The 21,164-nt window shown below is 40.9% G+C and carries 23 protein-coding genes; 20 read left to right on the top strand and 3 right to left on the bottom strand.

Going from position 1 to position 21,164, the window contains the following annotated elements; genetic code table 11:
• The first annotated feature begins 23 nt into the window (after window positions 1-23).
• Together CWB77_RS07770 and fliD are read left to right on the top strand one after the other, a co-directional pair.
• A complete protein-coding gene (locus tag CWB77_RS07770; protein ID WP_054201727.1) occupies window positions 24-410 on the top strand; it encodes a flagellar protein FlaG in 387 nt (128 codons plus the stop codon).
• 27 nt (window positions 411-437) lie between these two features.
• Window positions 438-1,862: a flagellar filament capping protein FliD gene (gene fliD / locus CWB77_RS07765; protein ID WP_138622162.1), complete on the top strand. Its 1,425-nt coding sequence runs from the start codon at window positions 438-440 to the stop codon at window positions 1,860-1,862.
• A 186-nt stretch (window positions 1,863-2,048) separates the two neighbouring features.
• Here fliD and CWB77_RS07760 read toward each other — a convergent pair whose 3' ends face one another.
• Both CWB77_RS07760 and fliS read right to left on the bottom strand, forming a co-directional pair.
• Window positions 2,049-2,372, bottom strand: coding sequence for a hypothetical protein (locus CWB77_RS07760; protein WP_024602019.1), 324 nt, complete (start codon window positions 2,370-2,372; stop codon window positions 2,049-2,051).
• Complete coding sequence (gene fliS, locus CWB77_RS07755; RefSeq protein ID WP_008112168.1) at window positions 2,372-2,767, bottom strand: flagellar export chaperone FliS; 396 nt, start codon at window positions 2,765-2,767, stop codon at window positions 2,372-2,374. Before fliS ends, CWB77_RS07760 begins: the two co-directional genes overlap by 1 nt.
• Window positions 2,768-3,132: 365 nt before the next feature.
• Here fliS and CWB77_RS07750 point away from each other — a divergent pair, with 365 nt between their 5' ends.
• The gene (locus CWB77_RS07750; protein ID WP_138622160.1) at window positions 3,133-4,569 is read left to right on the top strand and encodes a sigma-54 dependent transcriptional regulator; all 1,437 of its coding nucleotides are present in this window, start codon (window positions 3,133-3,135) and stop codon (window positions 4,567-4,569) included.
• Between the two features lie 114 nt (window positions 4,570-4,683).
• On the opposite strand, the gene CWB77_RS07745 is transcribed toward CWB77_RS07750, so the two are convergent.
• Window positions 4,684-5,271: a DNA-3-methyladenine glycosylase I gene (locus tag CWB77_RS07745; protein ID WP_109874275.1), complete on the bottom strand. Its 588-nt coding sequence runs from the start codon at window positions 5,269-5,271 to the stop codon at window positions 4,684-4,686.
• 129 nt (window positions 5,272-5,400) lie between these two features.
• Between CWB77_RS07745 and CWB77_RS07740 the strand changes: the two genes are divergently transcribed.
• The 17 genes from CWB77_RS07740 (at window position 5,401) to flhB (ending at window position 21,161) form a co-directional block, all read left to right on the top strand.
• Window positions 5,401-6,516, top strand: coding sequence for a sensor histidine kinase (locus CWB77_RS07740; protein WP_138622158.1), 1,116 nt, complete (start codon window positions 5,401-5,403; stop codon window positions 6,514-6,516).
• Complete coding sequence (locus CWB77_RS07735) at window positions 6,509-7,933, top strand: sigma-54-dependent transcriptional regulator (protein WP_138622156.1); 1,425 nt, start codon at window positions 6,509-6,511, stop codon at window positions 7,931-7,933. Before CWB77_RS07740 ends, CWB77_RS07735 begins: the two co-directional genes overlap by 8 nt.
• A gap of 156 nt (window positions 7,934-8,089) precedes the next feature.
• Complete coding sequence (gene fliE, locus CWB77_RS07730) at window positions 8,090-8,422, top strand: flagellar hook-basal body complex protein FliE (protein WP_010387900.1); 333 nt, start codon at window positions 8,090-8,092, stop codon at window positions 8,420-8,422.
• A gap of 20 nt (window positions 8,423-8,442) precedes the next feature.
• Window positions 8,443-10,158, top strand: coding sequence for a flagellar basal-body MS-ring/collar protein FliF (gene fliF, locus CWB77_RS07725; protein WP_138622154.1), 1,716 nt, complete (start codon window positions 8,443-8,445; stop codon window positions 10,156-10,158).
• Window positions 10,151-11,191, top strand: a complete 1,041-nt coding sequence (gene fliG, locus CWB77_RS07720; protein WP_010387902.1) for a flagellar motor switch protein FliG — start codon at window positions 10,151-10,153, stop codon at window positions 11,189-11,191. Before fliF ends, fliG begins: the two co-directional genes overlap by 8 nt.
• Window positions 11,192-11,194: 3 nt before the next feature.
• Window positions 11,195-11,998, top strand: coding sequence for a flagellar assembly protein FliH (fliH, locus tag CWB77_RS07715; protein ID WP_055013207.1), 804 nt, complete (start codon window positions 11,195-11,197; stop codon window positions 11,996-11,998).
• A 17-nt stretch (window positions 11,999-12,015) separates the two neighbouring features.
• Window positions 12,016-13,350, top strand: a complete 1,335-nt coding sequence (gene fliI, locus CWB77_RS07710; RefSeq protein ID WP_054201721.1) for a flagellar protein export ATPase FliI — start codon at window positions 12,016-12,018, stop codon at window positions 13,348-13,350.
• On the top strand, window positions 13,350-13,796 hold the full coding sequence (fliJ, locus tag CWB77_RS07705; RefSeq protein WP_010387909.1) for a flagellar export protein FliJ: 447 nt from the start codon (window positions 13,350-13,352) through the stop codon (window positions 13,794-13,796). The genes fliI and fliJ overlap by 1 nt, the downstream gene beginning before the upstream one ends.
• A gap of 87 nt (window positions 13,797-13,883) precedes the next feature.
• A complete protein-coding gene (locus CWB77_RS07700; RefSeq protein ID WP_138622152.1) occupies window positions 13,884-15,695 on the top strand; it encodes a flagellar hook-length control protein FliK in 1,812 nt (603 codons plus the stop codon).
• 57 nt (window positions 15,696-15,752) lie between these two features.
• A complete protein-coding gene (gene fliL, locus CWB77_RS07695) occupies window positions 15,753-16,280 on the top strand; it encodes a flagellar basal body-associated protein FliL (protein WP_010387911.1) in 528 nt (175 codons plus the stop codon).
• A 9-nt stretch (window positions 16,281-16,289) separates the two neighbouring features.
• Window positions 16,290-17,381: a flagellar motor switch protein FliM gene (gene fliM, locus CWB77_RS07690; RefSeq protein ID WP_010387912.1), complete on the top strand. Its 1,092-nt coding sequence runs from the start codon at window positions 16,290-16,292 to the stop codon at window positions 17,379-17,381.
• Between the two features lie 20 nt (window positions 17,382-17,401).
• On the top strand, window positions 17,402-17,803 hold the full coding sequence (gene fliN / locus CWB77_RS07685; RefSeq protein WP_010387913.1) for a flagellar motor switch protein FliN: 402 nt from the start codon (window positions 17,402-17,404) through the stop codon (window positions 17,801-17,803).
• Window positions 17,800-18,183, top strand: a complete 384-nt coding sequence (fliO, locus tag CWB77_RS07680) for a flagellar biosynthetic protein FliO (RefSeq protein ID WP_010387917.1) — start codon at window positions 17,800-17,802, stop codon at window positions 18,181-18,183. The genes fliN and fliO overlap by 4 nt, the downstream gene beginning before the upstream one ends.
• 4 nt (window positions 18,184-18,187) lie before the next feature.
• Window positions 18,188-18,928 carry a flagellar type III secretion system pore protein FliP gene (fliP, locus tag CWB77_RS07675; protein ID WP_010387920.1) on the top strand — a complete coding sequence of 247 codons (741 nt, stop codon included), beginning with the start codon at window positions 18,188-18,190 and terminating at the stop codon, window positions 18,926-18,928.
• Window positions 18,929-18,969: 41 nt separating this feature from the next.
• On the top strand, window positions 18,970-19,239 hold the full coding sequence (locus tag CWB77_RS07670; RefSeq protein WP_010387922.1) for a flagellar biosynthetic protein FliQ: 270 nt from the start codon (window positions 18,970-18,972) through the stop codon (window positions 19,237-19,239).
• Between the two features lie 2 nt (window positions 19,240-19,241).
• Window positions 19,242-20,021, top strand: a complete 780-nt coding sequence (gene fliR / locus CWB77_RS07665) for a flagellar biosynthetic protein FliR (RefSeq protein WP_010387923.1) — start codon at window positions 19,242-19,244, stop codon at window positions 20,019-20,021.
• 9 nt (window positions 20,022-20,030) lie between these two features.
• Window positions 20,031-21,161 carry a flagellar biosynthesis protein FlhB gene (gene flhB, locus CWB77_RS07660; RefSeq protein WP_010387924.1) on the top strand — a complete coding sequence of 377 codons (1,131 nt, stop codon included), beginning with the start codon at window positions 20,031-20,033 and terminating at the stop codon, window positions 21,159-21,161.
• The last annotated feature ends 3 nt before the right edge of the window (window positions 21,162-21,164 follow it).

Here is a 21,164-nt window from a genome sequence, read left to right as displayed (position 1 = left end):
TCGCTTTATAGTAGGAGCGAATTATGGAAACGCAAAGTTTAAATCTAAATATCAGCTCAGCGCAAAAAGGTGAGGTTACCTCAAGTTACCAAACCCCATCACAAGTTAAGCAAAATGCTGATGAACAAAAGAATACACCCATCACCACCACTGCAAGTAATAGTGAAGTTTCTGAAACAGAGTTATCACCTGAAAAACTAGAGAAGGTGGTACAGCAATTGCAGGACTTCATGGGCGAAATGAACCGTAGTCTACAGTTTAAAGTGGATGAGGATTCTGGCCGTAATGTTATTAAGGTGATTGATAAAGAAAGTGGTGATTTAGTTAAGCAGTATCCTTCTGAAGAAGTGTTAGGAATTGTTGCTAAATTAGCGGAAGCCACTGGCGTGTTAGTTGATTTTAAAGTTTAGTTTGAGCAATTTAAGAGGGTAAGTATTATGGCTATTTCATTTACAGGTATAGGTTCAGGGCTTCAAGTTAATGAAATTGTAACTGCTTTAGTGAATGCTGAAAAAAGCCCTTACCAAGCTCGAGTAACTAAACAGCAAGCAAACTTTACTACCGATATATCTGCAGTAGGTACCCTAAAAGCCTCTTTGGAAGAGCTTAATGGTTCACTAGAATCATTGGGTGACATCGAAAACTTTCAAAAGCGCACTATCAGTGGCAGTGACGACTTTGTTTCTTTAAGCTCTGAAAAAAACGCGCAAACCAATAATTACTCGATTAAAGTTAATAGTTTGGCTGAGAACCATAAGCTAACATCAAATGCTATAGCTGGCGATGAAGCGGTGGGAGAGGGTAAGCTCACGATTAGTTCAGGCTCTAACAGTTTTGACATAAATGTGTCAGACACAGCAAAGCTGACTGATATACGTGACGCGATTAATGACTCTGCTGACAATGATTCAGTTAATGCTACTATTATTACCGATGATACGGGGCAGCGATTAGTGTTATCAAGTAAAGAAACCGGCGCAGAAAACGCAATAAAAATTGTAGTTGATGATGTCGGTGATGGTGGTAATACAGACTTGTCTGGCTTGTCTCGTCTTGCGTATGATAGTGATACAACATCAACAACGTATGCTGAAAACTTAAACGAAGTAACTGCAGCGACGGATGCTTCAATTACGATTGACGGAACGCTTGTGGCCTCAAGCAGTACCAATGAGTTTAAAGATGTTATTGAAGGCGTTACCATTAATGCTAAAAAAACTCACAATGCAGACGATGATTTAAGTAAAGCAACTATCACTGAAAATAATAATAATGTTGCTGCTGGATTAAAGTCGTTTGTAGAGAAGTTTAATGCATTTATTGATTTATCAAATCAGCTCGGTCGCTCTAGCGCTGAAGAGGGCGTTGGTGCACTTGCGGGTGATTCATTACTTAGAGGCTCTGTAAACCAAGTACGCTCGATGTTAACATCTGAATTTAGCACGGGTAATGGTAATACCGACTTTTTAGCTAACTTTGGTATTAGAACTGAGCGCTCAGGTAAGTTAAGTATTGATTCTGACGCTCTTAAAGCTGCCGTAGAAAGTGATCCACAAGCTATCCAAACGTTTTTTGTTGGCGAAAATGACGGTGATGGTTTTGTTGGCCAGTTAGATACTGTTATTAAAGGTTATACGGCCTCTGATGGTATTATTAGTTCACGTATTGAAGGGCGTGAAACACAACTCGATAAGCTACAAGATGAAGTTGATGCATTTAATAGCCGAATGAAAAAGTATGAAGAGCGACTATATAGCCAATACAATGCCATGGATATATTAGTTGCTAACCTAAACTCGACAGGAAGTTACTTGCAGCAACAATTAGCTAACCTACCGGGTGTGGCTAAAAAGTCTAGCTAAATAGCATTGTTTAGTAAATAAAGCCTGGCTTGTTAGTCAGGTTTTTTTATACCTGTTCGCTTATTGGTAATTAACAACGCTTGGTTTATAGTGAACTTTCAGGCTATAAAAATACAGAGTGATAAATCAATTAATCACTCTGTAAAGGGGAATAAAATAGGGGGTTAGCTAAGGCAAGAAGTGTTTTTAAATATTAGATTTATACTTATTTACAGCTTTTTTATTTTTTTGATTACCAACTATTTTAACCGCTAATAGTTGCTTTTGATTATCTATTTTAACAGATAGCTGTTCTATTAGGTTAATTAAAAACTCAAGTTCAGTAGCTGAATAATGAGTTTTTTCTCTAGAAAGTGAGCTACTTATGTGAATATCAAGTTTATTATGAATATTCAGCGCTTGCTCAATATCCCAATCTTCTGAGTCAGCAATCAAACTTACTAGCTCATTGCAATATGCTCGAGTCTCACTATCTTTAACTTGTGAGCTTGTAACCCGATTTAAAGACATTACAGTTGTGGTTCTCTTTGTTCGAATGGAATTGCTTCCCAGCCTGACTTAATCTCTTTAATTAAGGTAATTACTTCATCAATTTTATCAATGTTGTTTTCAAGGTTTGCAGTTAATAAGCAACGCTGACAGTAATCGTACAAAGAGTCTAAGTTAGTTGATACTTCATTATTGTCTTCAAAATTTAACACTTGCTGCAACGCACCAAGTAGCACAATACAATCAGAGATTGCGTTGCCTTTTTTTTCTAACTCTTTACGTTCAATAAATCCTTTTGCAGCAGAGAGCTTGCCAACAATATTTACAAACACGAGTTTAACTTGGTCGTAGGGAGTCATCTCTTTAACGCTGCTAACTGTTATTTGACGGTATTTATTGATTGATGCATGAGCCATGGGTAATTCCTCAAATTTTAATTACTGTGTAGAACCTTAAGCAAGTTTAGTTCCAACATAAGTTTGACTATTACTTATCGGCAAAAACAGTCACACCTTTAAGTAATAATAGCACTTTTTATGAGTTTCTTCTGTGTAGAGTCGCATCATCATCAGTGGCAAAACGTGTTAGATAATTCATCCTAAGTAGGTATGCTGTTATAAATAGTTAAAGAGTTATTAGTTATAAAGTATTGGCTTTTTAGGCTGGGTGTCTGTTTTTTGGCGTTAATGTCAAAAAATCGCCGCTATTACTTGCATCCAAATCCAACTGGCTTACAATTTGATTAATAAAACAAATTAGTGAAATAAATGGCTCGCTAAAAATGATCTTAATTTTAGATAATAATAATAATCGCTCTATTGGATTATATGCATCGCTTACTTTTATTGGTGAGGCGGTACAGTTGCAAACAGAAGCTGACTTTGAGCAGGCATGTATTCACTATCAAAATAAAGAATGTATTGTGGTGTTAGGGGCGCTGCAATCTTTAGATCATGAAAGTTTAATTAAACGCTATCCAACATTTCCTTTTTTACTTATTGGTGAAACGCTCAAACCGCTACTGAGTCTCGCCAATGTTGTTGGACTAATTTGTGAGCCATTTACTCATGAAGTTACCACTCAGTTACTACATGATTGTCAGCAATATCAGCGTATGCTGCCTCATGAGCATCAATATAATAAAGAAAAAAGCACCTTTGATGGCCTTGTAGGTGAAACCAAAGCCGTAAAAGACTTACGCTTTTTAATTACGCAGGTTGCTAAAACCGACGCCAACGTACTTATTTTAGGTGAGTCGGGCACGGGTAAAGAAGTGGTTGCTCGTAATGTGCATCTGCTTTCTAAGCGTAACAAAGGTCCATTTGTACCAGTAAACTGTGGGGCAATTCCTGCAGAGTTACTAGAAAGTGAACTATTTGGCCATGAAAAAGGTGCATTTACCGGGGCTATTTCAGCACGTAAAGGCCGGTTTGAATTGGCGCAAGGTGGCACGCTATTTTTAGATGAAATAGGGGATATGCCGCTGCAAATGCAGGTTAAGTTACTGCGAGTACTACAAGAGCGTAGCTATGAGCGCGTTGGCGGTACCAAAGCGATTCAAGCCGATGTACGTGTTATTGCTGCAACCCACCGTGATCTTGAAAGCATGATTGAAAAAGGCTCATTCCGAGAAGATTTATACTATCGCTTAAATGTTTTTCCTATTGAGAGCCCATCACTTGCTCAACGTGCAGAAGACATCCCTTTGCTACTTAAAGAGCTTATGCGCCGCGTAAATGAGCAAAGCGGTACTACGGCTAAGTTTACAGAGCGTGCTATTGATAGTTTAAAAGAGCATTCTTGGCCGGGTAATATTCGTGAGCTCGCTAACTTAGTTGAGCGTATGGTTATTATGTTCCCAGACAAGGTGGTGGATGTTCCTGACTTACCTAACAAATACCGCTACATTGAAGTTGAAGCCTATGAGCCACAGTACCCAGAAGAACTGATGGAGCGTGATGCATTTAATGATATTTTTAGTGGCGGATTCAGCGAAGACGAAATAGACCTCGAAGATGATTTTGCTCAAGCAGCACCGGGTTTATTGCCCGATGAAGGTATTGAGCTTAAGGAGTACTTAGCTGAGCTTGAAATTAACTTAATCACCCAGGCATTAGAGCGCTTTGATTACGTTGTCGCCCGTGCTGCTGAAGTACTTGGCGTAAGGCGAACCACACTGGTTGAAAAAATGAAAAAATATAACCTTTCTAGAGATTGAGGGTTAAGTGCAGATATTAGGTACTAGGTGTAAGGTGTTAGGTTAGAAAAAATAAACACTGCGCTTAACTTTTAGAGCGGGTTTACCTCGCGTCTCGTAACCCGAAACCCGCCCTTAGCCTAATTTTTTAACTTCTTCCTTCCTAAAACAATCATTACTATGATCGTTAACCATTCCACAGGCCTGCATGTAAGCATACACTGTGGTTGGGCCTAAAAATTTAAAGCCACGCTTTTTTAAATCCTTCGCAAATAACGTCGATGCCTCAGTAACTGCAGGGTAGTCGGCCAGTGTTTCTAGATCGTTTACCTGAGGTTTATTACCAACAAATCGCCACTGATAATCACTAAAACTGCCAAACTCTTCTTGAATAGTAATAAAGCATTTTGCGTTATTAATTGTTGCGACAATTTTTAAGCGGTTGCGAACTATGCCCGCATTTTGCATTAATTTTTCTATGTCGTGTTCAGTAAAGGCCGCTACTTTGCGTACGTCAAAATTGGCGAAGGCGTTTTTATAATTCTCACGCTTTTTTAATATGGTATACCAGCTGAGTCCTGCTTGTGCCGATTCTAATGTCAAAAACTCAAAAAGTAGTTGATCGTCATACACAGGGACGCCCCATTCATGATCATGATAATCCACATAGTCAGGTTTTGTTGTATCTAACCATGGGCAGCGGCACTGAGTCTCTTTATTCATACATTTTCCTTTGCGCGTCATTTTTACGGCACGTGTTTTTACGGTTTAATCTATTGAATTTACTGTGAAATAATTTTGGTACACATTGTGCATTAGCTACTGTATCTACATTATTTTAGAGAGTTAATTATGGCCCTTGCAAGTGTGCTAAAACCCCAGTTTATTTCTGCTAACCAGTATAACCCATGTTTACTGCAAGAGGAGTATGTTGGTGAGTTGAGTGATTTGCGTCAACAGGCAAGTTGGCTTTCTCATTTAGTTGATACTATGCCTGCGGGCGTAATTGTACTCGATGGTAAAGGAATGATCGCTAAAGCGAATCAAATTGCTATCGATATGCTCGGTGAACCACTAGAAGGTGAGAAGTGGTTTAGTGTTATTCAGCGCTCATTTCGTCCTCATCAAGATGATGGTCATGAAGTGTCGTTAAAAGATGGACGCTTAATAAAACTCGATATTACCGCACTTGCGCCAGAGCCTGGGCAACTTATATTAATGACCGATTTGACCGAAACCCGACGTTTACAAAAGCGAGTCGCGCATATGCAGCGTTTAAGTGCGTTAGGTAAAATGGTGGCATCTTTGGCCCATCAAGTACGCACACCGTTATCAGCAGCTATGTTGTATGCTGCCAACTTAGGCTCAAAGCGCTTACCGGAAGCATCACGCGGCAGTTTTCACACAAAATTAATGTCTCGCTTGAAAGATTTAGAAACCCAAGTAAACGACATGCTGCTATTTGCTAAAAGTGGTGATCAACAGGTAGTTGAGCAAGTGTCGATGCAACAGTTACTCAGTGAAGTAAAAGCCGGTGCTGATGCCATGGTAGCGCTCAATGATAGCGAATTAAATGTGAGCTTACCTGAACCCGATATAGAAATCATGGGTAATAAAACCGCATTAGCAAGCGCTATTCAAAACCTTATTCACAACAGTATTCAAGTGATTGGCAGTGGCGCGCAAGTTCACCTTAGCGCCCTACGTGACAAACAAGACTCTGACTTTGTACGCATTAGCGTGAGTGACAATGGTCCAGGCATTGACTTAGTCCAGAGCGAGAAAATATTTGAACCTTTTTATACCACTAAAAGCCAAGGTACAGGCTTAGGGCTTGCCGTTGTTAGTTCGGTAGCAAGTGCGCATCAGGGAAGGGTGGAGGCAAACAACAACCCACACGGGGGAGCAATTTTTAGCATGTTGCTGCCTATTAGTGTCACATCTAAATTAGGGGAGTCACATGAGTAACACTATTTTAGTTGTAGAAGACGACGCCGGACTTCGTGAAGCATTAATTGATACTTTAGAAATGTCGGGCATCGCTTGCACGGCAGCCAATAGTGCAGAGCAAGCGATGTTGTTATTAAAAAAAGACGTATTTTCACTGGTGGTCAGTGATGTACAAATGGGCGAAATGAGTGGCTTAGATTTATTACGCAGTATTAAATTAAATCACCCTGATTTACCCGTACTTATGATGACGGCCTATGCCACAATTGATGATGCAGTTGAAGCCATGCGCCTAGGCGCGATTGATTATATGGCTAAGCCATTTGCCCCAGAAGTGCTATTGAACATGGTGAGCCGTTACTTACCTGAAAAGGAAAAAGAAACAGACGGTCCTATCGTTGCCGACCCTAGCAGTATTCAATTACTCGAACTTGCAGGTAAAGTTGCTCGTTCAGATGCCAGTGTAATGGTACTTGGGCCAAGTGGCTCAGGTAAAGAAGTACTGGCAAGGTATATTCATGACAAGTCAAAGCGCTGTAATGAACCGTTTGTAGCAATTAACTGTGCTGCTATTCCAGAAAACATGCTCGAAGCTACTCTATTTGGCTATGAAAAAGGCGCGTTTACTGGTGCGATTCAGGCCTGCCCGGGTAAGTTTGAACAAGCACAGGGTGGGACCATTTTACTTGATGAAATCACCGAAATGGATTTAGGCTTACAAGCCAAACTACTGCGGGTATTACAAGAACGCGAAGTTGAGCGTTTAGGTGGTCGAAAAACTATTTCGCTAGATGTACGTGTGCTTGCTACTAGTAACCGCGAATTAAAAGAGGCGGTTGCTGATAATCAGTTCCGCGAAGATTTATATTATCGACTCAATGTTTTCCCTTTGCTGTGGCGACCTCTGTGTGAGCGTTCTGGCGACATTATTGTACTGGCTAAGCACTTAATTGAACGTCACTTAAGTAAAAGCAAAGAGCCAATGGCGTATCTAGATACAAGTGCTGAACAAAAACTGCTTAGCCATAGCTGGCCCGGTAACGTTCGAGAGCTGGATAACGTTATTCAACGTGCTTTAATTTTACGCAGTGGTAGTACTATTGATGAGCATGCAATTTTTATCGAAAATTTAACCCCAACCCAGTTTGTGGTTGAAACAACAACAGTGCCTGAGCCTATAAACAATAGTCTCAGTAATGCTTATTATGATGAAAAAACAATGCCCGAAGATGAGCAAAAAAATGATTTACTCGCCCTAGACACGGGGAGTTATAAAGATGAGCTTAAAGATAAAGAACATCGCATAATTTTAGAAACCTTGGCGCGTTGCCAAGGGAAACGTAAAGAAGTAGCCGAAACCTTAGGTATAAGTCCACGTACTTTGCGTTACAAATTAGCGCAAATGCGCGATTTAGGTATTTCCCTCCCTGCATAACCTCAACAGCCCTAAAACTAAGTAACACATTTTAGGGCTGTCAAAACTCTGACTACGTAAATTTATAGTTCAACACATTGTTTTAATTGGGTTTTATTTTTGGCATGTTTTGTGCTTTATTCTCTTTAAGAGTTTACTGCATTATCAGAGACAATTATGAAAATTCAAAACAGTGCTTTATTTCAAGAAATGCAATCTATGGCTTCAGAAGCCACGCGTAGTAACCAAGTTAATAACTTGCCAACGCAAGTGCAATCAACGTCTACAGCACAATTTGGTGATATGTTGAGTAATGCACTTAATACAGTGCATGAGCTTCAGCAAGACACAGGACAAAAAAGAAAAGCAGTTGAGATGGGCGACAGAAGCGTATCGCTTGCTGAGGCGATGATTGCTTCGCAAAAGTCTTCTGTGGCATTTGAAGCTACGGTACAGGTTCGTAATAAGCTTGTTGAATCTTACAAAGAAATTATGAACATGCCTGTTTAACTAGGTAGTGGAGAATTATTGTGGCGCAATCTAATCAATCTACAGATCTGGCACTTGCTGATGGCATGATGGAGCAAAGTGAAAACGAAGATCAACAAGAGCAAAAATCAGGCTATTTCAGCGCCCTAGGCGGTGTTGATGTTTTACGTCAAATTACCCTGATTGTTGCATTGGCCATTTGTTTGGCTATTGCTATCTTCGTGATTATCTGGGCTCGTCAGCCAGATATGCGCCCATTAGGTAAAATGCAAACTCAAGAGTTAATTGAAACACTCGACTTTTTAGATGCGCAAAAAATTGACTATGAACTTGATGGTAATGTGGTGTCGGTTGATGAAACTGAGTATCAAAATATTAAGTTACTGATGACCCGTGAAGGCTTAGATCAAGGGCCGACATCAGGTAGCGATATTATTATGCAAGACATGGGGTTTGGGGTAAGCCAACGTTTAGAGCGTGAGCGCCTTAAACATGGTCGCGAGCAACAGCTTGCCCGTACTATTGAAGAGCTAAACAACGTTACTCGCGCCAAAGTACTATTAGCTATTCCAAAAGAAAATGTATTTGCTCGTCGAGAGAAAAAACCCTCAGCAACTGTTGTACTAACGCTTAAGCGTGGTCGCTCACTAGATAGCGAAGAAGTTGACTCAGTAGTTGATATGATTGCTTCAGCGGTGCAAGGGCTAGAGCCTTCTCGCGTAACGGTGACCGATCAAAACGGTCGCTTATTAAATTCAGGTTCGCAAACCTCTTTGGCTGCACGCTCTCGTAAAGAATACGACCTAGAGCGTAAACGTGAGCAAGAATACCTAGAAAAAATTGACAGCATTTTAATTCCCGTCGTTGGCTTAGGTAATTACACCGCCCAAGTAGATTTAAGCATGGACTTTAGTGCAGTAGAAGAAACACAAAAACGTTACAACCCAGATTTACCGGCAGTAAGAAGTGAAACCACTTTCGAAGAAAATAATATCGGTGGTTTAGCGGTAGGTATTCCTGGTGCACTTACTAATCAGCCTCCGGTTAACTCAACGATACCTGAAGATGCAATGGCTGGCGGTGCAGGCACTGCAACCTCACCAAGTCGAACTCACAAAGAAGCTACCCGTAACTATGAACTTGATACCACTATTTCTCATAAACGTCAGCAAACGGGTGTGATCCGCAGAATAAGTGTGTCTGTAGCGGTCGATTACTTACCCACGGTTGGTGAAAATGGTGAAACAACCATGACACCACGCTCGGTAGAAGCTTTGTCAAATATTCGTCGCTTGTTACAAGGTGGCGTAGGCTTTGATATGCAACGTGGCGATGCACTTGAAGTAGTGACCGTGCCATTTGTTCGTGAAGACTCAGCGCTTGATTTCGAATTGCCTTTATGGGAACAAGACTGGTTTATGAAAATGATGCGCTTAGTATTAGGTGCGCTGGTTATTATTGTACTGATTTTAGCTGTAGTTAAGCCTATGCTTAAGCGATTAATTTACCCAGATAATACACTTGAAGAATATGATGAAGACTCTCTTAGTTCAGGTGTTGACCTTGGTGACAGCACATTAGATATGCTAAATAATGACTTTGATTCTGCTTCAGTTGGCTTCTCAAGCGATGGTACACTACAGTTACCAGACCTACATGGCGACGAAGACTTATTGAAAGCGGTTCGTGCCCTTGTAGCCAATGAACCAGAACTATCATCACAAGTAGTGAAAGCGTGGTTAACAGAAGATGACTGATCAAGAACAAAAACAACTACCACCGGCGTTTGATGTTGATAAGCTCGATGGTGTAGATAAAGCGGCGATATTATTGCTAAGTTTATCTGAAGAAGATGCAGCGCAAATCCTAAAGCACTTAGAGCCAAAGCAAGTGCAAAAGGTAGGTATGGCCATGGCGGCAATCGATGATTTGTCGCAAGCTAAAATTAGCGCAGTGCACAACTTGTTTATCGAACAAATTCAAAGCTTTAGTACGATAGGTTTTCAGTCTGAAGATTTTATCAAAAAAGCACTTACGGCTGCACTAGGTGAAGATAAAGCCGCCAGCTTAATAGACCAAATTGTCATGGGCTCAGGCGCTAAAGGGCTTGATTCATTAAAATGGATGGACTCAAAGCAGGTAGCGAATATTATTCGTAATGAGCATCCGCAAATTCAAACAATTGTGCTTTCTTATTTAGAGCCGGAACAATCTGCTGAGATTTTAGCGCAATTTCCTGAAAAAGTGCGCTTAGATTTAACCATGCGTATTGCTAATTTAGAAGAAGTTCAACCAGCGGCTTTACAAGAATTAAACGAAATTATGGAAAAACAATTCGCTGGTCAAGCGGGCGCACAAGCTGCGAAAATGGGTGGCTTAAAAGCGGCTGCAGATATTATGAACTACCTCGATACCAATGTTGAAGGGCAGTTAATGGATTCTATCCGTGAGCATGACGAAGAAATGTCGCAACAAATTCAAGACTTAATGTTTGTCTTCGAAAACTTAATGGATGTAGAGGATCGAGGTATTCAAGCAATTTTACGTGAAGTGCCTCAAGATGTACTGATGAAGGCGATTAAAGGCACTGACGAAGCGCTTAAAGAGAAGATTTTGGGTAACATGTCAAAACGTGCAGCAGAAATGCTTGCTGATGACTTAGAAGCTATGGCACCAGTGCGTATTAGTGAAGTAGAAGCAGCACAAAAAGAAATACTGTCAACAGCTCGTCGTCTATCAGATTCAGGTGAAATTATGCTTGGTGGTGGCGGTGGTGAGGAGTTCTTATAATTTATGAGTAACTCAAAAGGTCGCCCGTTACACGCTGATGAAGCTGATGAGCTATTAAAAAATTGGCCAATTCCAGATGTTGCGCCAGATGAGCGAAGTTTTGGCAATCGTTCGACCGCTTTTGGTACGCCATTGGCAGAGCTATACCATAAAGAAATGGCCAAAGAGCAAGATGAAGAGCCCGAAGAACAAGAATTACCTTCTCTTACTATGGTGGAGCTTGAGCGCATTCGCCAAGATGCGTATGAGGAAGGTCTTAAGCAAGGACACGAGCAAGGCTATATAGATGGTTTTGATAAAGGCGTAACTGAGGGAAAAGAAGCTGGTTACAAAGAAGGTGTTGAGCTGGGTAAAACCCAAGGCCAAGAAGAGGTTAAACCTTTGATGGATGAGCAGTTAACTCACTTACGCAGCTTGTTAGATAGTTTATCTGATCCACTTAAAAAAGTGGATGAGCAAGCAGAAAAGCAGTTGGTACAGTTAGCAACTATGCTTAGTGAAGCAATCATTTATCAAGAGATAAAAACTTCGCCTGATATTATCTTACATACCTTGAAAAAAAGCATTGATGCACTAAATGCAGAGCAACAGAAAGTTAAAATTCATCTTCACCCAGAAGACCTAACACTTATAAAAACCAGTTATGGCGAGCAAGCTATTGAAGATAATCATTGGCAGTTAATTCCAGAGCCTACATTGGAGCGCGGCGGTTGTGAAGTTAAGACAACACTATCGTCTTTAGATATGACCTTGAAAACTCGTGTCAAAGAAACATTGGATAGTTTTTTGCATAATAGTGGTATCTAACTTTTTATTGGCGTGCAATGTCTGTGAGCGATACTTCATTAAGCGAACGCTTATCTCAATACCAACAACATATTAAAACCCCTGCCCCTGCGGTTGCGGGTGTTTTAACCCGTGTGGTTGGTTTAACACTTGAAGCAAAAGGCCTGCGAGCTCCAGTAGGCAGCCAATGTAAAATTGAAACCATGAGCGGCTTTGTTGATGCCGAGATTGTTGGTTTTAATGATCAAACCTTATATTTAATGCCCAATGATCATATCTCAGGTGTACTTCCTGGTGCCCGAGTTATTCCTCAAGTTAATGACACTGGTTTACCTGTTGGTATGAGTTTACTTGGCCGAGTTGTCGACGGTTTAGGGCGACCTTTAGATGGGCTAGGGAAAATAAACGCAGAACACACACTTAAATTCGCTCAAAACGCAATAAACCCACTGGCAAGACGCCCCATTAGTAAACCCATGGATGTGGGAGTACGCGCTATTAACTCAGTAATTACGGTAGGCCAAGGTCAGCGTATGGGCTTATTTGCAGGCTCCGGTGTGGGTAAATCTGTACTATTGGGCATGATGACTCGAGGCAGTGAAGCCGATGTAATTGTAGTGGGTTTAGTCGGTGAGCGTGGCCGAGAAGTAAAAGAATTTATTGAAGAAATACTGGGTGTTGAAGGACGTAAACGCTCAGTTGTTGTGGCAGCGCCTGCTGATGCTTCGCCATTAATGCGATTAAAGGGCTGTGAGAGTGCAGTCACCATTGCAGAATACTTTCGAGATCAAGGGCTAAACGTATTGTTACTGCTTGACTCGGTAACGCGTTATGCCATGGCACAGCGTGAAATAGCACTGGCTGTTGGTGAGCCTCCTGCAACCAAAGGTTATCCGCCTTCAGTATTTGCTAAATTACCCGCATTAGTGGAACGTGCTGGTAATGGCGGAGAAGGACAAGGCTCTATTACCGCCTTTTTTACTGTACTAAGTGAAGGTGATGACATGCAAGACCCGATAGCCGATGCCGCACGTGCCATACTTGATGGGCATATTGTTTTATCGCGTGATTTAGCCGACAGCGGTCATTACCCTGCTATTGATATAGAAAAGTCTATTTCTCGAGTGATGCCACAAGTAGTTTCAGAGCCACATATGCAGCAAGCTCGGGTACTTAAACAAGTATATTCTATGTATCAACAGAACAAAGACATGATCACCTTGGGTGCTTATCAAAAAGGCAGTGACCAAATGCTTGATCAGGCAATAAACATGATGCCAAGAGTGAACGCATTTTTACAGCAAGGCATGCGTGACGTGATTAGTTATGATGATGGCCTACAAGGGCTCGCACAATTATTAGGACAAGCATAATGGCAAAAAATAAACTACATTTGCTGCTTAAGCTTGAAAATGAAAAAGAAGAAACATTACGCATGAGCTACTTGCAAGCAAATCAAAACTTGCAGCTAAATCAGCAAAAGCTTCAAGGCTTAAATGACTTTCGACTTGAATATACGCAGCAACTTCATATTAAAGGGCAATCGGGCTTATCAAGTGCCGGGTTTAGCCAGTATCACGCATTCATAGCTAAGATTGAAGAGGCGACTCGCCAACAAGCGAGTACCGTTAATACTGCAAAACAAGTCGTGAGCCAGCGCAAAACGTTATGGTTAAAACAACAAGTTAAAGCGAAAGCGGTTGCTAAGCTAATTGAAAAGCAACAGTTAAAAGCGGATATGCTGGTGGCTAAGAATGAACAAAAAATGTTAGATGAGTTTTCTTCTAATCAATTTTATCAAAGGAATAAAGCACTATAAGGTAGGCATACTAATTGCTTATGTTCTATTAGAGCAATGTTTTTTAGGATTGTGCGGTGGGCTGTTGCCGCTTTTATTAGGTGATTTATGGCGATGAATGATATTTCAATGTTGGCGGTATCTGAGCAAGACTCATACTTAGTTAAAAAAGACAGTGATAAAGCAAAACTAGATAGTAGTAATGATGCTGGTTTTTTCGACCAACTAGCTCTTGCGAACCAAGCTTCTGAAACACAAGATTCAGAGGTCAAAGCGCCACACAAACAGCCCTCAGATGAACAACCCGACCTAAAAGAGCAAGATAGCGAAGAAAAGCCTTTGAGCGGTGAAGATATGTTGGCGCAAATTAATGCGGCACAAGTAATCGACACCTCAGTAAAAAATAATTCTCATAGCGGCGCAGAGTTAATAGATAAAGACGGTGTCAAAATAAACATCAAGCCTGAAGATAAGCTTGCACCTATTGTTATTAATTTGCCAAGTGATGAAATTGTTGATGATGCAGCTATTTTACAAGCACAAAATGCTGTAGGTGCTGAGTCAGCGAGCAAAACTGCAGCTGAGTCTTCACAGCTTGGAACTAAATCGATAGCGACAGCTGCCATAGCCGGAGAATCTGAGACTGTTAAAAATGAGCAAGCGGTTGCTAAACCATCAGATAAGCCGACTGTTCCTACGAGTACTAAAGCATCGATAGACGCCTCTGTTTTAGCGCTGTTATCAAAAGATGATAATGCAATTAAAGCAGATAAACTCTTAGCAAATTTAACGCCTTCACAACAAGATGAACTTGCTACTGAGCTTGATGTGATGAGCAAACCTATTGATAAAGACAATGTAGCGGATTTAAAGCAATTACTCAGTAAGTATGTTAGCGAAAGCGAGAAACCGCAAACTCCTCAACAAGCCATTAATACACAAATAAGTACGTTAACTACCCCAGAAAAACAGGCATTGCTTAATCAGATGCAGGCATACATTAAAAGTGAGCCTCTATCTACTAAAGAACTTACTTTATTAAAAGGGGTTATCAGTGATTTAGAAACAGCTATCAACGCAGACACTTTGTCTAGTGCCAAAGATAAACCGCTGTTTGCTAATAATACGTTGATAGCAGGTGTTCCACCTAAAACACACCAAGGTACAGAGTCGGCTAATGTAAAACCTGAGCTAAAATTAGAAAGCTCTAAATCGATAGCCGAAACGCCTGAGGAGCTTGCTAAACAGCTTGATGTACTACAAAAAGAGAGTATGCGCGCCACTAACGCAGAGCAAATGCCACCGCGTGCTGCACAGATTTTTTCTCAAATCATTAATATATTCGATAAATCGTCGCTTAATACTATCGCTAAATACGATACTTTAGGCTACGAGCAAGCTATTATTGAAGCGCAAAGTTTACAGGCCGGGCAGTTGCAAAGTACTGCACAAGCTAAACAGGTAAGCATTGATCCTGCTACCTTACAGGCGTTAAATATTATTAAAAGTGATGCTGCAAAAATGCTACAAGAGCGCGTTACCTCAATGTTAAGCATTAATAATAAAGAAGCTGAAATTCGTTTAGATCCACCTGAAATGGGCAGTATGCAAATTCGCATTCGAAGTGATGCAGAGCAAGCACAAATAAACTTTGTAGTGCAAAATCAGCAAGCCAAAGAAGCGCTAGAGCAGTCTTTACCTAGACTTAGAGAATTATTAATGCAACAGGGTTTAGAGCTAGGTGAAAGCAGTATTTCTTATGGTGATTCATCTCCAGAACAAAACGAGCAACAAGAAGGTCAGCCACAAGGTCAAATGGCTAATAATAGCTCTTCAGATGAGACAAATAGTGAGCAACCAGATAAGCAAACACACAGTTCTGGACAACAAACGTCATCATCAATAGATTACTATGCCTAAGTCCTGCTATTATAATAGTTAAAACAAGCAAATACCTTTGCGAATAAAGGAAATACAATGGCTGAAGATACTAATTTAGAAATAGAAGAAGTCAGTAAAAATAAAAGCAAACTCATTATAATTATAGCCGCTGTATTAGTTATTGTTGGCGGTGTAGCTGGTTACTTTTTACTATCGGGTGATGATGAGCCCGTAGAAACTTTAACAGATGATGCCGCCAGTGGTGAAGTAGCCGCAGAATCATCAAGCTCCTCGGCAACGGTCGGCAGTGCGCTATATGTTGCTATGCCAAGACCTTTTATATTTAATGTTCCAGGGGCGAGTCGCGATAGAATTGTACAAATTAAAGTGCAATTGCTGGTGCGCGGAGATGGCAATGAAGAAACTGCTAAAAAGCATATTCCACTGATTGAAGGTACGCTATTGAGTGTATTTTCAATGACTACCGCAGATGAACTAAGCACCAGTGTAGGCAAAGAAACACTGCGCTTTACTGCGCTAGATAAAGTACAAGCTGCAATGATGGATGTGGAAGGAAGTAAAGTAATTGAGCGGGTACTGTTTACCGGCTTTGTGATGCAATAAGGGGTCAGTGTGAGCGATTTATTATCCCAAGATGAAATTGATGCGCTATTACACGGTGTTGATGAGGTCGAAGAGGAAGATATACACGACGGTGAAGACGGTGAGGGAAGTACGCTACAGTATGACTTCTCTTCGCAAGATCGCATCGTGCGTGGTCGCATGCCGACACTTGAAATTGTTAATGAGCGATTTGCGCGCCATATGCGAATTAGCCTTTTTAACATGATGCGCCGCACCGCTGAGGTGTCAATTAACGGCGTGCAAATGATCAAATTTGGTGAGTATATTCATACCTTATTTGTACCAACCAGTTTGAATATGGTGCGTTTTCGCCCACTAAAAGGCACTGGCCTAATTACCATGGAGGCGCGATTAGTCTTTATACTGGTAGATAATTTCTTTGGTGGCGATGGTCGTTATCATGCCAAAATTGAAGGGCGTGAATTTACCCCAACAGAGCGCCGTATCGTGCAAATGCTGCTAAAAATAATCTTTGAAGATTACAAAGAAGCATGGGCGCCGGTTATGGATGTGTCGTTTGAGTATCTCGATTCTGAGGTGAATCCCGCTATGGCTAACATTGTTAGCCCAACCGAAGTGGTGGTTATTAGCTCTTTTCATATTGAGCTTGATGGCGGCGGTGGTGACTTTCATATTGCGCTGCCTTACTCAATGCTCGAACCTATACGAGAGCTACTGGATGCAGGTGTTCAGTCTGATACTGAAGATACCGATTTACGTTGGAGCAAGGCACTTCGCGACGAAATAATGGATGTAGAAGTCGATTTGTCGACTCAGCTACTTGAAGTTGATTTAAGCTTAAAACAAATTATGGAGCTTAAGGCGGGGGATATCATTCCTGTTGAAATGCCAGAGCATATTACTGTGTTTGTTGAAGAGTTACCAACATTTAGAGCTAAAATGGGTCGCTCACGCGATAACGTTGCGCTACAAATTAGTGAAAAAATTAAACGCCCTGATTCAGTTAAATCTGAGCTGCATGTCTTTACTAAAGGCGGCAAAAAAATTGATTCAGATGCAGAATTAGCAGAACTAGAAGATGATTTACACCTTTCAAACGGTGTAGACTTAGACTGGTAATTGATTAAAAGGTTAAAAGTATGAGCGATGATCAAGATACGATGGACGAATGGGCAGCAGCACTTGCTGAGGCTGAGGGAACTGACGATGATAGTGCAGAGGTTAAAGTAACCGAGCTTGATGAGCTGGATGATTCAAAGCATGAGCTCAGCGGTGAAGAAAAACGTAAACTCGACACTATTTTAGATATTCCCGTTACTATTTCGATGGAAGTAGGGCGTTCTAAAATTAATATTCGTAACTTATTACAACTTAACCAAGGTTCAGTTGTTGAACTTGATAGGGTTGCTGGTGAACCGCTAGATGTATTAGTTAATGGTACATTGATAGCACATGGTGAAGTGGTTGTGGTGAACGATAAGTTTGGTATTCGCTTAACGGATGTAATTAGTCAGGTTGAACGGATCAAAAAATTACGATGATAGCATTACTTGGTTTAAGCAATTCTGTGTTTGCAGCTACCGATGCTGCAACACCCACCACAGACATTATTTCAATGGTTATGTCGTTAGGTGTGGTGGTCGTGTTAATTTTAGTGTTGGCTTTTTTTGTTAAAAAGCTTAATCCAAATTTAACCAATAACGATGAATTCAAAGTGATCCGCAGTCTTCCTTTAGGCTCACGCGAGCGATTAATGGTAGTCGAGATAGATAATGCACAGCACCTATTAGGTGTAACTCCACATAGCATTAATTATTTACACAAGCTAGAAACTCCCCTGACAGAAAAAGAGTTACCAGAATTAGCTAAGCGTTTTGGCAAAATGTTGAATCCGCAACTTAATCAAAATAAAAAGAACTAATATCATGACTAAATGGCTGCTTTTCATATTTGCTATGGTATTCGTACCAGGAGTCAGTGCTGAAGGTATAGACGCGCTTACGATCACAAGTAATGCAGATGGCACGCAAGACTATTCAGTGACGCTACAAGTGTTAGCGATCATGACGGCTATGAGCTTTATTCCAGCAGCCATTATCATGATGACCTCGTTCACTCGAATTATTGTTGTTTTAGCTATTTTGCGCCAAGCGATTGGTTTACAACAAACGCCTTCTAATCAAGTATTACTAGGAATGTCGCTGTTTTTAAGTATTTTTATTATGGCGCCTATTTATGAGCAAATAAACGAACGTGCAATCGAACCGTACTTAAGTGAACAGGTAACATCACTAGAAGCACTCGATTTAGCTAAAGAGCCAATGAAAGCTTTTATGCTTTCTCAAGTACGATTAAAAGACTTAGAAACCTTTGCAAAAATAGCTGGGTACGATCAGCTTGATTCACCTGAAGCAACGCCATTGATAGTCCTTATTCCGGCGTTTGTGACCAGTGAGCTACAAACAGCCTTTATTATCGGTTTTATGTTCTTCATCCCCTTTTTGATTGTCGATTTGGTGGTTGCATCGGTGTTGATGGCCATGGGCATGATGATGCTATCTCCCATGATTGTATCGCTACCGTTTAAGATTATGTTGTTTGTATTGGTTGATGGTTGGAGCTTGGTGATGGGTACGCTCGCTAAAAGCTTTGGGTTGGGCACATAGTGGTGCTTTCTACTTTGAACCAATCACTCTAGGAGTCGCCCATGGAACCTGAAGTATTTGTTGATATTTTAAGTGGAGCCCTGTTTTTAGTGATTAAGCTGGTGTCTGCTATTGTGGTACCTGGTTTAATTATTGGTTTAGTAGTGGCAGTATTTCAGGCGGCAACCTCAATTAATGAACAAACACTGAGCTTTTTACCGCGTCTATTAATTACTATTAGTGCGTTAATAGTGGGTGGACATTGGTTTACTCAAGAGCTGATGGATTTTTTTAATCGCTTAGTGCTTCTTATACCCGAAATAGCAGGTTAACGATGGAGTTCCCATTTTCCGTTGTTATTCAATGGTTAAGTGATTTTTTACTGCCCTTGGTGCGTATTAGCTCAATGATCATGATAATGGCGGGTATTGGCGCCAAAAACGTCCCTTCTCGAATTAAAATGGGCTTGGCTGTTGTAGTCACATTTTTAGTTGTGCCTGTTCTACCTCCAGCTACATTTACTAATTTATTTTCTTTTGAAATGGTTTTAGTGGTGCTACAACAAATGCTGATTGGCGTTGCGATTGGTTTTGCATCCACACTGCTGCTCAATACATTTGTGTTAGCCGGGCAAATCCTTGCTATGCAAACTGGTTTAGGTTTTGCGTCTGTTGTTGACCCCTCAAATGGAATGAGTGTACCTGCTGTAGGGCAGTTCTACCTCATTTTAGCTACCTTGTTATTTTTTGTATTTAATGGCCATTTAATGATGATTCAAATGGTGGTACATAGTTTTCAGGTATTGCCAATTGATGGTAATTGGTGGGCGGTTGATCATTATTGGGATATAGTGACATGGGGTGGTTGGATGTTTACCACTGCACTAGTGCTTTCGTTAGCGCCATTAACGGCCATGCTTGTAATTAATATGTCATTTGGCATCATGACCCGTGCTGCCCCACAGTTAAATATCTTCTCTATAGGCTTTCCGTTTACCTTAGTGGCAGGGCTCGTTATTATTTGGGCTACCCTCGGTAACTTTATCACTCAGTTTGAGTTCCAATGGCTAAAAATGGTTGAGCTAATGTGTACTCTAGTTGGTTGTTCCCCTTAGGAGAGCGTAATGGCTGAAGATTCAGGACAAGAAAAAACCGAAGAACCCACGCCCAAAAAAGTTGATGATGCCAAAAAGAAAGGCCAAATAGCGCGCTCTAAAGAGCTAGGTACTATGTTTGTACTCATTTTTTCTGCTATTTCTTTATTAATGTACGGCCCTGAAATTGGTAAAGGCTTGTATCGAATTATGGGCAGAATGCTTAGTCTTAATCGCAATGAAACTTACGACACCACAAAAATGTTTGCGGTGTGGGGGGAGGTTGCTGACGTACTGTTATTTCCTATGTCGATGTTTGTACTTATTATTGTACTGGCTGCGTTTATTGGTAACACCATGCTTGGCGGCTTTAATTTTAGCTGGCAGGCAGCAGCGCCCAAAGCCAGTAAAATGTCGCCAATGAAAGGTTTTACTCGGATGTTTGGCCCGCAAGCGGCTATTGAGCTACTTAAGTCATTATTAAAGTTTGGCCTAGTGGCAACCTTCGCTATCTTTTTAATTAATGTTTATTTTGATGAAATATTACATTTGAGTATAGAAAGTGCGCCGGGCAATATCGTGCATGCTTTGGAAATATTAGCCTGGATGTTTTTAGGGTTATCTTGCACCTTAATTATTATTGCAGCTATTGATGCGCCATTTCAAAGTTATAGCCATAACAAACAGCTTAAAATGACGATGCAAGAAGTAAAAGATGAATATAAAAACTCTGAGGGTGATCCGCAAATCAAAGCGCGTATCAGGCAAACCCAACGTCAAATGTCGCAAAAGAGAATGATGCAGGATGTTCCTGATGCCGATGTTATTGTTACCAACCCTACTCATTACTCAGTGGCTTTAAAATACGACACAGAGCGAGCTGGAGCGCCTATTGTACTAGCAAAAGGCGTTGACGAACTCGCTATGCAAATTCGTAAAATTGCTTTGGGTAATGAAGTGCCCATTGTTGAGTCGCCTACCTTAACGCGAGCGCTTTATCATACCGCTGAAGTAGGGGATCAAATTCCCGATCAGCTCTTTACTGCAGTTGCTCAAGTGCTTGCCTATGTATTTCAGCTTAAACGGTTTAAAAAAGGCCGTGGAAAACGCCCTGTCGCGCTTAATAAAAAGCTGCCAATCCCTGATGAATTTAAGTATTAACCG

Origin of the sequence: Pseudoalteromonas sp. S1610, assembly GCF_005887465.1 — a bacterium.
Classification (GTDB): Bacteria; Pseudomonadota; Gammaproteobacteria; order Enterobacterales; family Alteromonadaceae; genus Pseudoalteromonas; species Pseudoalteromonas undina.
The sequence above is the reverse complement of the archived record's forward strand: the minus strand, read 5'-3'. Positions and strand labels throughout refer to the sequence as shown.

Coding starts and splice junctions, on each gene's coding strand:
- CWB77_RS07770 (WP_054201727.1), top strand. CDS start 24: ATGGAAACGCAAAGTTTAAATCTAAATATCAGCTCAGCGCAAAAAGGT.
- fliD (WP_138622162.1), top strand. CDS start 438: ATGGCTATTTCATTTACAGGTATAGGTTCAGGGCTTCAAGTTAATGAA.
- CWB77_RS07760 (WP_024602019.1), bottom strand. CDS start 2,372: ATGTCTTTAAATCGGGTTACAAGCTCACAAGTTAAAGATAGTGAGACT.
- fliS (WP_008112168.1), bottom strand. CDS start 2,767: ATGGCTCATGCATCAATCAATAAATACCGTCAAATAACAGTTAGCAGC.
- CWB77_RS07750 (WP_138622160.1), top strand. CDS start 3,133: ATGATCTTAATTTTAGATAATAATAATAATCGCTCTATTGGATTATAT.
- CWB77_RS07745 (WP_109874275.1), bottom strand. CDS start 5,271: ATGAATAAAGAGACTCAGTGCCGCTGCCCATGGTTAGATACAACAAAA.
- CWB77_RS07740 (WP_138622158.1), top strand. CDS start 5,401: ATGGCCCTTGCAAGTGTGCTAAAACCCCAGTTTATTTCTGCTAACCAG.
- CWB77_RS07735 (WP_138622156.1), top strand. CDS start 6,509: ATGAGTAACACTATTTTAGTTGTAGAAGACGACGCCGGACTTCGTGAA.
- fliE (WP_010387900.1), top strand. CDS start 8,090: ATGAAAATTCAAAACAGTGCTTTATTTCAAGAAATGCAATCTATGGCT.
- fliG (WP_010387902.1), top strand. CDS start 10,151: ATGACTGATCAAGAACAAAAACAACTACCACCGGCGTTTGATGTTGAT.
- fliH (WP_055013207.1), top strand. CDS start 11,195: ATGAGTAACTCAAAAGGTCGCCCGTTACACGCTGATGAAGCTGATGAG.
- fliI (WP_054201721.1), top strand. CDS start 12,016: ATGTCTGTGAGCGATACTTCATTAAGCGAACGCTTATCTCAATACCAA.
- fliJ (WP_010387909.1), top strand. CDS start 13,350: ATGGCAAAAAATAAACTACATTTGCTGCTTAAGCTTGAAAATGAAAAA.
- CWB77_RS07700 (WP_138622152.1), top strand. CDS start 13,884: ATGGCGATGAATGATATTTCAATGTTGGCGGTATCTGAGCAAGACTCA.
- fliL (WP_010387911.1), top strand. CDS start 15,753: ATGGCTGAAGATACTAATTTAGAAATAGAAGAAGTCAGTAAAAATAAA.
- fliN (WP_010387913.1), top strand. CDS start 17,402: ATGAGCGATGATCAAGATACGATGGACGAATGGGCAGCAGCACTTGCT.
- fliO (WP_010387917.1), top strand. CDS start 17,800: ATGATAGCATTACTTGGTTTAAGCAATTCTGTGTTTGCAGCTACCGAT.
- fliP (WP_010387920.1), top strand. CDS start 18,188: ATGACTAAATGGCTGCTTTTCATATTTGCTATGGTATTCGTACCAGGA.
- CWB77_RS07670 (WP_010387922.1), top strand. CDS start 18,970: ATGGAACCTGAAGTATTTGTTGATATTTTAAGTGGAGCCCTGTTTTTA.
- fliR (WP_010387923.1), top strand. CDS start 19,242: ATGGAGTTCCCATTTTCCGTTGTTATTCAATGGTTAAGTGATTTTTTA.
- flhB (WP_010387924.1), top strand. CDS start 20,031: ATGGCTGAAGATTCAGGACAAGAAAAAACCGAAGAACCCACGCCCAAA.